Source organism: Xanthomonas sp. NCPPB 3218, from assembly GCF_056725185.1.
In genome coordinates this window covers 2,083,824-2,096,948 of sequence record NZ_CM161516.1, presented here as the reverse complement: position 1 = coordinate 2,096,948, position 13,125 = coordinate 2,083,824, and the positions used below count along the sequence as shown (strand labels likewise).

General features: G+C 66.9%; 10 protein-coding genes. 1 reads left to right on the top strand and 9 read right to left on the bottom strand.

What is annotated here, in order from left to right; translation table 11 throughout:
• Window positions 1-9: 9 nt before the first annotated feature.
• Window positions 10-1,572: a sodium/sugar symporter gene (locus AC1PLS_RS09330; RefSeq protein ID WP_481104415.1), complete on the bottom strand. Its 1,563-nt coding sequence runs from the start codon at window positions 1,570-1,572 to the stop codon at window positions 10-12.
• A 257-nt stretch (window positions 1,573-1,829) separates the two neighbouring features.
• Window positions 1,830-4,442, bottom strand: a complete 2,613-nt coding sequence (locus AC1PLS_RS09325; RefSeq protein WP_184434706.1) for a glycoside hydrolase family 3 protein — start codon at window positions 4,440-4,442, stop codon at window positions 1,830-1,832.
• Between the two features lie 435 nt (window positions 4,443-4,877).
• Between AC1PLS_RS09325 and AC1PLS_RS09320 the strand changes: the two genes are divergently transcribed.
• A complete protein-coding gene (locus AC1PLS_RS09320; RefSeq protein ID WP_026064900.1) occupies window positions 4,878-6,833 on the top strand; it encodes a PhoX family protein in 1,956 nt (651 codons plus the stop codon).
• Between the two features lie 915 nt (window positions 6,834-7,748).
• Here the strand turns inward: AC1PLS_RS09320 and AC1PLS_RS09315 are convergent.
• From AC1PLS_RS09315 to folK, 7 genes are all read right to left on the bottom strand, one after another.
• On the bottom strand, window positions 7,749-8,372 hold the full coding sequence (locus tag AC1PLS_RS09315) for an ATPase (RefSeq protein ID WP_184434708.1): 624 nt from the start codon (window positions 8,370-8,372) through the stop codon (window positions 7,749-7,751).
• 3 nt (window positions 8,373-8,375) lie between these two features.
• Entirely contained in the window at window positions 8,376-8,720 is a 345-nt protein-coding gene (locus tag AC1PLS_RS09310) for a type II toxin-antitoxin system prevent-host-death family antitoxin (RefSeq protein WP_024939765.1), read from the bottom strand.
• Window positions 8,721-8,878: 158 nt separating this feature from the next.
• Window positions 8,879-10,393, bottom strand: coding sequence for a glucose-6-phosphate isomerase (pgi, locus tag AC1PLS_RS09305; RefSeq protein ID WP_184434710.1), 1,515 nt, complete (start codon window positions 10,391-10,393; stop codon window positions 8,879-8,881).
• The gene (panD, locus tag AC1PLS_RS09300) at window positions 10,390-10,770 is read right to left on the bottom strand and encodes an aspartate 1-decarboxylase (RefSeq protein WP_024939767.1); all 381 of its coding nucleotides are present in this window, start codon (window positions 10,768-10,770) and stop codon (window positions 10,390-10,392) included. The genes pgi and panD overlap by 4 nt, the downstream gene beginning before the upstream one ends.
• 176 nt (window positions 10,771-10,946) lie before the next feature.
• Window positions 10,947-11,789 carry a pantoate--beta-alanine ligase gene (gene panC / locus AC1PLS_RS09295; RefSeq protein WP_184434712.1) on the bottom strand — a complete coding sequence of 281 codons (843 nt, stop codon included), beginning with the start codon at window positions 11,787-11,789 and terminating at the stop codon, window positions 10,947-10,949.
• Entirely contained in the window at window positions 11,786-12,601 is an 816-nt protein-coding gene (gene panB / locus AC1PLS_RS09290; RefSeq protein ID WP_039510407.1) for a 3-methyl-2-oxobutanoate hydroxymethyltransferase, read from the bottom strand. The genes panC and panB overlap by 4 nt, the downstream gene beginning before the upstream one ends.
• Window positions 12,602-12,636: 35 nt before the next feature.
• Window positions 12,637-13,122 (bottom strand): 2-amino-4-hydroxy-6-hydroxymethyldihydropteridine diphosphokinase, encoded by a 486-nt coding sequence (folK, locus tag AC1PLS_RS09285; protein WP_184434715.1) that lies wholly within the window; start codon window positions 13,120-13,122, stop codon window positions 12,637-12,639.
• Window positions 13,123-13,125: the final 3 nt, after the last annotated feature.

The window sequence follows — 13,125 nt, the reverse complement described above, 5'->3', positions numbered from 1 at the left end:
GCTGGGCGATTACCAGAACACCGCGTACAGCGCGACCAGGATCACCACCACCCCGATTGCACCGACCTTGAAGCCCAGCGTGGTGCCGTAGGCCACATCGTCGGTACGGATCAGGTCGCGCGCCTGGGTGGGCGCGGTCATCAACGACACCAGCACTGCCAGCACCAGCGCCGCCACGAACACCACGCCGATGCGGTCCATGAACGGCAGTTCCGGCCAGGCGAACTTGAGCGCGAACGACAGCACCACCGAGCCGATCGCCGCGGTCAGCGCGCCGGCCTCGTTGGCGCGCTTCCAGAACAGGCCAAGCATGAAGATCACCACCACGCCAGGCGTAAAGAAGCCGGTGAATTCCTGGATGAACTGGAAGCCCTGATCGAAGTTGCCCAGCAGCGGCCGCGCGGTCAGGATGCCGATCACCACCGCCACGATGGCCACGATGCGACCCACGCGCACCAGCTGCTTCTGCTCGGTCTGCGGGCGGAACTTGGCGTAGAAATCCAGGGTGAAGATCGTCGCCACCGAGTTGATCTTTGAAGCCAGCGAGGCCACGATCGCCGCCACCAGCGCCGCGAACACCAGGCCCAGGATGCCGGTCGGCAACAGCTGCATCATGGTCGGATAGGCCTGGTCGGGCTTGGCCAGGTCCGGCGCCAGCACCACCGCGGCGATGCCCGGCACCACGATCACCAACGGCATCAGCAGCTTCAGGAACGCGGCGAACACCATGCCCTTCTGCGCCTCGCCGATGTTCTTGGCCGCCAGCGCGCGCTGGATGATGTACTGGTTGAAACCCCAGTAACTGATGTTCATCACCCACAGACCGCCCAGCAGCACGCTCAGGCCGGGCAGGTCCTTGTAGAACGGGTTGTCCTTGCTCAGGATCATGTGGAAGTGCTCAGGGTGCGCACTCCACAGGTGCTTGAAGCCGGCCAGCACGCCGGCACCGTCGCCGATCCGTGCCAGGGTCAGCCCGGCCACCAGCAGGCCGCCCAGCACCAGCAGCGTGACCTGCACGATGTCGGTCAAGGCCACCGCTTTAAGACCGCCGTACAGCTGGTAGACCAGCGCGAACACGCCGATCAACGCCAGCGCCAGGGTCTGGTCCATGCCGGTGACCTGGCTGACCGCGATCGACCCCAGCCACAGGATCGAGGTGAGATTGACGAACACGTACAGCAGCAGCCAGAACACCGCCATCAGCGTGCGGATCCACTTGCCGTACCGCTGTTCCAGGAACTGCGGCATGGTGTAGATGCCGTTGCGCAGAAAGATCGGCAGGAAGAACTTGCCGACGATCAGCAGCGTCAGCGCCGCCATCCACTCGTAGGAGGCAATCGCCAGCCCGATCGCGTAGCCGGAACCGGCCATGCCGATGATCTGCTCGGCCGAGATGTTCGCGGCGATCAGCGAGGCGCCGATCGCCCACCACGGCAACGACTTGCTGGCCAGGAAGTAATCCTCGGCGCTCTTGCTGTGACCTGCCTTCTCGCGCGAGACCCACTGCGCGAGCACGAAGATGCCGGTCAGATAGACCAGCACAATCACGGTATCCAACGTCGCCAAACCCACTGCACTCTCCTGTCTGGCTCTGGGCCGAGCGTCGTGGACCGGACAGGTCTGCAGACTGCCGCCGCCCGCACTGCGTGCGTGGCGGCAGCGCGGCGAACCGCAGCTGCAGGCCGTCCCGGCCGATCGACGCGCGCGTCCCGCGGCGGCTGATGACACCACCGCTGAGGGTGGCCGCTTTGACACGTCGCCGGGGCCGGCGACGCATGTATGGGGTTGTTACCTGGGCATACCCGCAAGCGCGCCTGCGGGTGTGCTGCTTACTTGACCGGGCAGTCGAGCGTGACTTCGGCCTCGTTGAGTGCGCCCAGCGCGATCTTCGACACCGACAGGTCCAGGGCCGCAGCGCTTTCGATGCCGGCGACCTGGGTCAGCTTGGTCACATCCGCACCGGCCACCGCGAAGCACTTCAACGGCACGCCGACCACCTTCCACTGGCCCTGCGGCAGCGCGGCCAGGGTCTTTTGCGCATCGACGCGGCCGCCGCACTTGTCGCCACAGCCCACGCCCAGCCATACCGGCGCGGTCACCGCGCTGTCGCGGCGCACGGTCAGCTGCAACTGCACATCGCCGTTGCTCTCACGCGAGACATCGACCGGCTTGCCGGACACCAGCAATACGCTGGAGGCCTTGGCACCGGACCAGACCAGGCGCCGCGCATCTTCCTGCGCCTTGTGGTCGACCGCGGTCATCTTCAGGCTGCCGTCGGACAGACCCACCGGCAGCGTGGTGGCCGGCATGTTGGCCTGGCCGGCATTGGACAGCTGCATCGCAATGCCCAGTGCCGGCTTGCCGCGCACGAAGTACACCCCGCCCACCGACTGCTCGCCGGACACGCCCGATTCCTCCGGCAACGCAGCCAGGTCGCCCTTGTCGGCGTAGGTCAGGCCGAAGCCGAACTTGAACTGCGGGTCGTAATCCTTCTGCCCGACGTTGTTGGCGAACTGCACCGCGGTCTTGGGCCAGGAGAAGCTCAGCTTGCCCTTGAAGTCGTTCTGTACCGTGCCATCGGCCTTGCGCAGCAGCACGTCGGCAATGCCCTCGCCTTCCGAACCGGGCAACCAGGCGGCGACGAAGGCATCGGCGGCATTGATGTACTGGTTCATCCACAACGGACGCCCGCTCAGGAACACAGCTACCACCGGGATGCCTTCGGCCTTGAGCTTCTTGATCAGCGCCAGCTCGCTCTCGTCGCCCGGCTTGTACAGCAGGGTGGCGATGTCGCCCTGGAACTCGGCGTACGGGTTCTCACCGAACACCACCACCGCCACGTCGGGCTTGGTCTTGTACGCACCATCGACTGCCAGCTCGGCCTTGCCGCCGGCAGCCTTGATCTGCTTGTCCAGGCCTTCCCAGATGGTGTTGCCATTGGGGTAGTCGCTGCGCTTGGTGCCGGTGCCCTGCCAGTTCAGCGTCCAGCCGCCGGACTGCTTGCCCATGTCGTTGGCACCATCGCCCAGCACCAGCACGCGCTTTTTTGGATCCAGCGGCAGGATGCCGGCCTGGTTCTTGAGCAGCACCAGCGACTCGCGCACCGCCTGGCGGGCGATCGCGCGGTGTTCCGGCGCGCCCAGCAATTCGTACTTGCCGCCGAGCGGGCGCTTGGACGGCTTGCCGGCTTCGAACAAGCCCAGGCGCAGCTTGACGCGCAGGATCCGGCGCACCGCATCGTCCAGGCGCTCGGCGGAGATCTGGCCCGACTTCACTGCCGCCAGTTCGGTCTCGTAGATACCCTTCCAGCTGTCGGAGGCCATCGCCATGTCGACGCCGGCAATGAACGAGGCCGGGCAGTTTTCGTTGGTGCAGCCCTTGACCTGGCCATGGCCATTCCAGTCGCCGACCACGAAACCGCCGAAGTTCATGCGGCCCTTGAGCACGTCGGTCAGCATGACCTTGTTGCCGTGCATCTTCTCGCCATTGAAGCTGTTGAACGAGGCCATCACCGTCTGCGCACCGGCCGCGATCGCCGGCGGGTAACCGGCCGCGTGGATATCGCGCATGGTGGCTTCGGACACCTTGGTGTCGCCCTGGTCCTTGCCGTCGGTGGTGCCGCCGTCACCGACGAAATGCTTCACCGAGGAAATCACGTGGCTGCCGTCGAGGAACTGCGGGGTGCCCGGCACGCCCTGCACGCCTTCGACCATCTTGCCGGCGAAGCTGGCCACCACCTCCGGCGACTCGGAATAGCCTTCGTAGCTGCGGCCCCAGCGGTCGTCCTGCGGCACCGCCACGGTCGGCGCGAAGGTCCACTCCATGCCGGTGACGCGGGTTTCGGCGGCGGTGACTTCGCCGATCTGCTTGATCAGCTCCGGGTTGCGCGTCGCACCCAGGCCGATGTTGTGCGGGAACAGCGTGGCGCCGACGATGTTGCTCTGGCCGTGCACCGCATCGATCCCGAAGATGATCGGAATCGCGTTGCCGCCCTTGGAGGTGTCCATCGACGCTTCATAGAAGGCGTCGGCCAGCTTCAACCATTCGGCCGGGCTGGCGTCGTACTTGCCGCCCGGATCGGAATTGCCGCCGGCCAGCACCGAGCCGATGCGGTACTTGCGCACATCGTCCGGGGTCATGCTGGCAATGTCGCCCTGGATGGTCTGCGCGACCTTCTCTTCGACGCTCATCTTGGCCATCACATCGGTGATGCGCTGCTCCAGGGCCTGGTCCTGGGCGAACGGCCACTTCGGCGACGGCCACTGGTCGGGATGGATCGTGGTGGACGCCTCGGCAGGTGCGACGGCCGGTGCGGTCTTGCTCGCCTCGGCAGCGGTGTCCTTGCCTTGGCAGGCGGCCAGCATCAGCACCGCTGCGGCGGTGGCCAGAGAGAGGGCACGACGCGCCACGGGCGCGGCGGTACGACGAAGCAGCTTGTCCAAGATCCAGGTCTCCAGGTGGTTCTCCCCACGGCGATGCGTGACGCCGCAGGCCATTAGGCGGCGTACGCTTGCGTGATTCCCCTACCCTGTCAACAACACGCGCTTGTATGCCAAACGCCGGCCAACTTATTGGCCCGGGCTATAGGCTTGGAATACCGGCAGCACCTGTCAAACCACGGCAAAGCGCCGAATCCGGCGTGGCGCTTGATCTTTCGCGGCGGCGCAGTTTGCTGCAATGCACCACTGTCCGCGATCACCATTGCGCAGCTCCTGTCACCTGCACGCGCGTTGCTGGGTTCGCTTGCTGCACCGTGTACGAACGCCCGCCAACGGGTGAGCTCGCCGTCAAACAACTGTCATACCCCGGGCCTAGCGTGACCGGCTTGCCGATGCGCCACCGGCCATCGTCGATCGTCGTCTTTGCCTGGAGTTTCGATGTCTGCCTCCCCCGATCCCGCCCGCCGCCGCCTGATGCAGTTGCTGGCGTCCGTCCCGCTGTTGCCGCTGGGCAGCGCCAGCGCCGCCGCCCTACAACACCTCGGCGGCGCGGCACTCGCCGCACACCCGTTGCGGCCGTCGGACAACCCGACCCAGCTGGTGTCGGCCACCTTCCATGGCATGCCCGCACCCAGCCTGGCCAACCCCGCGGCGATGGCCACCACCACCGTGGGGTCGGCGCTGACAGTGGCGCGCAGCGACGGCAGCACCCAGCGTTATGCGCTTGCGTACCACCCGTTCTTCGTCACCGGCGACCAGGTGCCCGACGGCAAGGGTGGCACCGTGCTGGCCGGTGGCTATTACGACATCCAGCATCGGCCGATCATCGACCGCTCCAAACCCGGTGCCGAACGCCCGTTCTTTTCCGATTGCCCGGACGGCTCCTCGCTGCTGACCCTGCCCGATGCCAAGGTGCCCGGGGTCAAGGGCAACCACGTGTTTGCGGTGGTGCAGTTCGAATACACCACCCGCGACCAGGCCGGCAACGACACCAACCGCCACCTGCCCGCGCCGATCGCGGTGCTGACGCTGGATCAGGACCCGGCCACCGGCAAGCTGTCGCTGGTGAAATACCACAACGTCGACACCGCGCCGGTGCACGGGCTCTGGACCACCTGCGGCGCCAGCCTGTCGCCGTGGAATACCCACCTGTCCAGCGAAGAGTACGAACCCGACGCCACCGCGCTGGCCGGCAACACCCAGTTCCGCAGCTACAGCACGCATCTGTACGGCGACCCGGAAAAAGCCAATCCGTATCACTACGGCCACCTGCCCGAAATCACCGTGCACCCGGACGGCACCGGGAGCGTGCGCAAGCACTACTGCCTGGGCCGCATCTCGCACGAGCTGGTGCAGGTGATGCCCGACCAGCGCACCGTGCTGATGGGCGACGACGCCACCAATGGCGGTCTTTTCATGTTCATCGCCGACCGCAAGGCGGACTTGTCGGCCGGCACCTTGTACGTGGGCAAGTGGCAGCAGACCTCGGGCGTGGGCCCGGGCGCGGCCACGTTGCGCTGGATCAAGCTCGGCCACGCCACCAGCGCCGAGATCCAGGCCATGGCCGACCGCCTGACCGCCGCCGACATCCTCGACGTGCATCTGAGCGACCCGGGCGATGCCTCGTTTACCAAGATCCCGTTCAACGGCACCTTCAACTGGATCCGCATCAAGCCGGGCATGGAGAAGGCGGCGACTTATCTGGAAACCCATCGCTACGCGGCACTGGCCGGCGGCAGCCTGGGCTTCACCAAGCTCGAAGGCACCACCGTCAACGCGCGCGACAAGATCGCCTACATGGCGATGTCCTACATCGTCACCAGCATGCGCAACGGCTCGGGCGACGTGAAGGTGGAGGGCCCGGATGCGGGTGCGGTGTACGCCCTGAATCTGCGTGGCGGCCAGCGCGACAACCACGGCGCGCCGATCCACAGCGACTGGGTGCCGATCGACATGGCCGCACCGGCCGCGCTCACCGGCCACGATCTGGCCAAGGCCGACGCGCTGGGCAACCTCGCTGACCCGGAACGGCTGGCCAACCCGGACAACCTCAAGTTCTCCGAAGCGCTACGCACCTTGTTCATCGGCGAAGACAGCAGCCTGCACGTGAACAATTTCCTGTGGGCCTACAACGTGGACAGCGGCACGCTGACGCGGGTGCTGTCGGTGCCGGCCGGCGCCGAATCCACCGGCCTGCATGCGGTCGACCAGATCCACGGCTGGACCTACGTGATGAGCAATTTCCAGCATCCCGGCGACTGGGAAAGCCCGCTGCACGACACCGTCAAGGCCACGCTGGATCCGCTGATCCGCGCCAACTACAAGAACCGTTTCGGCGCGGCGGTGGGCTACCTCACCGGCGACCCGGTGGCGGTGAAGCTGGGCAAGGCGTAAGCGCCGCTGTTGCAGTTGCAGCGCTGCGTGACGCTACAGCCGACACGTGCAGCATGGCGTCTCGCTGCTGTCGCAAGGCCGGTAGGAGCGCACCTGGGCGCGAGGAGCGTTGCCGGTATGGCCTGTCGCGCCCGGGTGCGCTCCTACGGGTGAGGCTGACACGTGCAGCGCGGCGTTCTCGCTGCTGTCACAAGGCCGGTAGGAGCGCACCTGGGCGCGAGGAGCTTTCCCGGTATGGCCTGTCGCGCCCGGGTGCGCTCCTACGGGCGAGGCCGACACGTGCAGCGTGGCGTTCTCGCTGCTGTCGCAAGGCCGGTAGAAGCGCACCTGGGCGCGAGGAGCTTTCCCGGTATGGCCTGTCGCGCCCGGGTGCGCTCCTACGGGCGAGGCCGACACGTGCAGCGTGGCGTTCTCGCTGCTGTCGCAAGGCCGGTAGAAGCGCACCTGGGCGCGAGGAGCTTTCCCGGTATGGCCTGTCGCGCCCGGGTGCGCTCCTACGGGTGAGACTCACACGTGCAGCATGGCGTTCTCGCTACTGTCGCAAGGCCAGTAGAAGCGCATCTGGGCGCGAGGAGCTGTCCCGGTATGCCTGTCGCGCCCGGGTGCGCTCCTACGGGTGAGACCGACACGTGCAGCATGGCGTTCTCGCTGCTGTCGCAAGGCCGGTAGGAGCGCACCTGGGCGCGAGGAACTTTGCCGGTATGCCTGTCGCGCCCGGGTGCGCTCCTACGGGTGAGGCTGACACGTGCAGCGTGGCGTTCTCGCTGCTGTCGCAAAGCCAGTAGGAGCGCACCTGGGCGCGAGGAGCTTTCCCGGTATGGCCTGTCGCGCCCGGGCGCGCTCCTACGGGTGAGGTCGCTGGATGTCTGGCCGTGTTGGTGAAAAGCAGATCAGACCGCAAGTGCCTGAGCGCGGTCAGGACTGCCGCAACTCCAGCGCCGCCATCACGATGGGCTTGGTCCAATCGGGCACCTGCGCCAGTTCTTCGGGCGTTTGCGGGTATTGCAGGCCATTACGGTCCAGTTCCAGCACCAGCAGCGGCGCGACCTGCCCGGTCGCGTCGGCAGGCGCGCTGTTGTCGTAGACATGCAGCACCGACAGGTGTGGCAACAGCGCGATCAGGTTGGCACGCGAGGCATCGTAACGCTCGCGGATCTTGTGCTCGGGGATGGCATGCCCGCCAGCGGCCACGCGCGCCGCCACACGTGCGATATGCAGCTCGACGCTCGACAGGCCGCAGAACCAGACCGCCACCGTGTGCGTCGCGCAGGCCTGCCACAGCAGGCGCGGGATGGTGGTCGCGCCCAGGGTGGTTTCGAACGCATAGTCGTGGCCGGCGTCCATGGCCTGACGCAGTCGCCGCACGCCTTCCTGCCAGGCTTGTGCATTGGCGTCTTCGGGTGACCAGCCCTGCTCCACCAGGTCCCGGGTGAACGCATCCGGGTTGAACCAGGTGGCGCCGGCTTCCCGCAGCAGGCTGCCCAGCAGCGAACTCTTGCCGGCGCCGTTGACGCCGGCCAGCACCAGAATGTTCCCCACGATTTAGAGCGACGGCCCCAGCGCGATCTTGCTGCCCCGGCGTGCCGGCTTGCCGATCACCTGGGCCAGGCCTGCGCCGTCGGTCACCGCCGCAAGATGTGCATCGAACCTGGCCTGCAGTGCCTGCAGCGACTGCGCACGCGTCGAGGCGGCCGTCGCTGCACTCGCCTGGCTGACCAGCCGGCGGTATTCCTCCGCGTCCACCACCACCGCCTCGGGGTGATTGTGGTTGGTGATGACCACTGCGCCATGAGAGCGCACCTTGCGCATCAGGCTGGGCCAGCCCTTCACCTTGATGTCGGCGGCGGGGGATTTTTCGAGCTCGGGCAGATCCTGGAGGCGAGACATGGGACGGTCCTGCGCGCTGTGGTGGCTTCAGCCTACTCCCAACGTCCCATTTTGGGAAATTTGGCCATTTAGTCCAAATTTATCGCCAGGCAGGTGCTCCAGAAACGAAACGGGGCCTGCAGGCCCCGTCGTCTGACACCCATCGATGCGCGACAGGCTCAGCCGCGCAACTTGGCCAACAGCTCGCGCGTCACCGGGTCGGCCACGTCGGCCGACTCGCCCTTCAGCGCCGGCAGCAACTGGCTGGCCAGATGCTTGCCCAGCTCCACGCCGAACTGGTCAAACGCGTTGATGCCCCACATCACCGACTGCACGTAGACGCTGTGCTCGTACATCGAGATCAGCGCACCCAGCGCCTGCGGGGTCAGCGCATCGAGCAGGATCACCGTGCTCGGGCGGCCGCCCGGGTAGCTGCGGTGCGGATCGCTGCTGTCCTGGCCGTTGGCCAACGCTTCGGTCTGCGCCAGCACGTTGGCCATCAGCGCGACGTGGTTCTCCGCATACGGATCGTCGTTGTGCACGGTGCCGATGAAATCGGCCGGCACCACGCTGGTGCCCTGGTGCAGCGCCTGGAAGAAGCTGTGCTGCACATCGGTGCCCGCACCGCCCCACCACACCGACACGGTGTCGCTGTCCACTGCAGAACCGTCGAGCTTGACCCGCTTGCCCAGGCTTTCCATCACCAGCTGCTGCAGATAGGCCGGCAGCAGGGCCAGGCGCTGGTCGTAGGTCATCACCGCATGCGTGGCGCTGCCGAGCAGGTTGCGGTTCCACACCGCGGTCAGGCCATGCAGCACGGCGACGTTTTCTTCCAGTGGCGTGTCGAGCACATGCGCGTCGAACTGCGCAGCGCCTTCCAGCAATTGTTCGAAACGCTCGAAGCCGATCGCCAGGGCGATCGGGAAACCTACCGCCGACCACAGCGAATAACGCCCACCGACCCAGTCCCACATCGGCAGCACGCGGCTCGGTGCGATGTCGAAGGCCTTGGCAGCGCGCTCGGGATTGGCACTCACCGCGTACAGGCGCTCGCTGCCGCCCAGCCAGGCGTGCAGGATGCTGCCGTTGAGCAGCGTTTCCTGGGTACCGAAGGTCTTGGAAATCAGGATGCCGGCGGTGTGTGCCGGGTCCAGCGTGGCCAGCGTGCGCTGCATCGCCGCGCCATCGACGTTGGAGACGAAATGCACGCGGAAACGCGCACCCGACGGTGCCCGCAAGGCATCGGCCACCAGCCGCGGCCCCAGGTCCGAACCGCCGATGCCGACGCTGACGATATCGGTGACGTCGGTGGCTTCCAGCTGCTGGATCAGCGCGCCCATGCGTTGGCGGACTTCCGCAGCGGTGGCATACGCTTCGGAGGCCACTGGCGCATCGGTCAGGTCGCCGCGCAATGCGGTGTGCAATGCAGCGCGCTGTTCGGTGACATTGACCTGCTCGCCGCGGAACAGGCGCTGGAACGCGCCGGCCAGGTCACGCTCGCGCGCGATGGCGAACAAGGCATCCAGCGCGGCGCGGTCGTACTTCTGCCGCGCGAAATTGAAATACAACGGACCGACCTGCCTGGCGTATTGCGTCGGCCGTTGCGGCTCGGCGGCAAGCAATGCGGGGATGGCAGCGCCGCGCAGGCGCTGGGCGTGGGCGTGAAGCGCGTCGAATCCGTTGGTATGTGTCATGCGGCCTGCGTGGGGATGCTGTGGTTGGTGTGGGTGATCGTGTTGCTGCCGTCCACATATACCAGATTGGGCTTGAAGGTCTCGGCTTCGGCTTCGCTCATGCTGGCGAAGGCGGCCACGATGATCAGGTCGCCGACCTGCACGTGACGCGCGGCGCCGCCGTTGAGCGAAATGATGCCGCTGCCTTCGTCGGCACGGATGGCATAGGTGCTGAAGCGCGCACCGTTGGTGACGTCCCAGATATGCACCTGTTCGAACTCACGGATGCCGGTGGCTTCCAGCAGCAGGCCGTCGATGGCGATCGAGCCTTCGTAATTGAGCTCGGAATGGGTGACGGTGGCGCGGTGGATCTTGGCTTTCAGCAGGGACAGGTGCATGACGGGCAACGGCAAAGGAAAGCCGGCATTTTAGCGGAAAGCGCCGATGTCCACCGGCCTGCCGCGCAACCGGTGGTGAGGGCTTCAGGCCGGCACTGGACAAACGCGCCTGTGCGCAGGATCGCAGGCGTTGCCGGTCGCGGCCTGACGCAGCGCCTGCAGCGGTATCAGACCGCTCAGAATTCCAGGTTGTCGATCAGCCGCGTGCTGCCCAGACGGGCGGCGATCAAGGCCACGCGCGCGCCGGCATGGCTGTCGCCCGGCTCGCTCAGGTCGGGCAGCCGCACCACCGCGTAATCGACGCGGAAACCGGCCTGTTCCAGCGCCTGGGTGGCGGCGCCCTCGACCTGCGCACGCGGCGTGCCGGCGGCGTAGCTGTCGCGCATCTGCAGCAGCACCTTGCGGATCTGGGTCGAGCGCGGGCGCTCGTCGGCGGTCAGATACTGGTTGCGCGAGCTCATTGCCAGGCCGTCGGCCTCGCGCACGATGCTGCCGCCCAGGATCTCGATCGGAAACGCCAGGTCGGCCACCATCTGGCGGATCACCGCCAGCTGCTGGTAGTCCTTCTTGCCGAAGGCGGCCACGTCCGGCTGCACCTGGTTGAACAGCCGCGCCACCACCGTGCACACGCCATCGAAATGCCCCGGCCGGCACACCCCTTCCAGCACGTCGCTGACGCCCGGCGCGTGGATCGGTGTGGCCAGTGCGGTGCCGAGCGGATACATGGTGTCCACGTCGGGCAGCCACAGTGCATCGCAACCGGCGTCTTCCAGGCCGCGCAGGTCGGCCTCGGGCGTGCGCGGGTAACGTGCGAAGTCTTCGTTGGGGCCGAACTGGGTCGGGTTGACGAACACGCTCGACACCACGCGGTCGGCGTACTGGCGCGCCAGCATCACCAGCGAATAGTGGCCGGCGTGCAGGTTGCCCATGGTCGGCACCAGCGCCACGCGCAGGCCCTCGCGCTTCCAGCCGGTGACCAGTGCGCGCAGGGTGGAAAGATCGGTCAGGGTCTGGATCATGCGGCGTACGCGTGCGCTGCGTCGGGGAAGCTGCCGTCGCGCACGGCCTGCGCGTAAGCGCGCACTGCGCCCGCCACCGAGCCGCCTTCGGCGAGGAAATCCTTGACGAACTTGGGCCGGCGGTGACCGCTGTCCAGGCCCAGCATGTCGTGCATCACCAGCACCTGGCCATCGCAGCCAGGGCCGGCGCCGATGCCGATGGTGGGCACGCCGAGCGCGGCGCTGATCTGGGTGGCGATCGGCGTGGGCACGCATTCCAGCACGACCAGGCTGGCACCGGCATCGACCACGGCCTGCGCGTCGCGGCGCAACTGTTCGCCGGCTTCGCCGCGCCCCTGCACCGTGTAACCGCCGAAACGCAGCACCGATTGCGGGGTCAGCCCCAGATGCGAGCAGACCGGGATCTCGCGCTCGACCAGATAGCGGATCACCTCGAGCTTGTGCCCGGCGCCCTCGATCTTGACCATCTCCGCGCCAGCCTGCAGCAGTTGGGTTGCAGCGTCCAGTGCGCGCTCGGGCGTGGCATCGGCCTGGAACGACAGATCGGCCACCAGCAACGCCCGCTCCAGCACCCTGGCCACTGCGGCGGTGTGGTAGACCATGTCGGCGGTGGTCACCGGCAAGGTCGAATCGTGCCCCTGCACCACCATGCCCAGCGAATCGCCAACCAGGATCAGGTCCACGCCGTTGGCATCGAAGGTCCGCGCAAAGCCGGCGTCGTAGGCGGTCAACATGACCAGTTTTCGACCCTCGCGCTTGGCCTGCGCCAAGGCGGGCACGGTCCAGGGCTTGCTGTCGGTATGGCTGCTCATGAAGTCATTACGTGGGGTGATAAGCCGGCCATTATCTACCCAATCGGCTCCAGCCCGCAGACATCGATGGCCTGCAGGGCGTGTCGCACTGTTCCATGGCCCGGAATGATCGCCTCCGGAGCGAGCTCAGACAGCGGCAGCAGCGCAAAGGCGCGCGCCTGCAGATGCGGGTGCGGGACCTGCAGGCGTGGCAGGTCGATCACCTGATCGGCGTACAGCAGCAGATCCAGGTCCAGCGTGCGCGGGCCCCAGCGCTCGCCGTCGATACGCTGCCGGCCGAAGGCCTGCTCGATGCCGAGCAAGGCCTCCAGCAGCTGCAATGGCGCCAGTGCGGTGCGCAGCTGCGCCACCGCATTGATGAAATCGGGCTGGTCTTTGCGGCCCCAGGCCGGCGTGCGGTACAGGCGCGAGGCGGCAATCAGGGTGGATTGCGGCAGCTCGCCCAGTGCGGCGATGGCCGCGCGCACACTGGCCTCGGCCGGGCCCAGGTTGGCGCCCAGGCCGACGAAGGCGATGTGCACGCC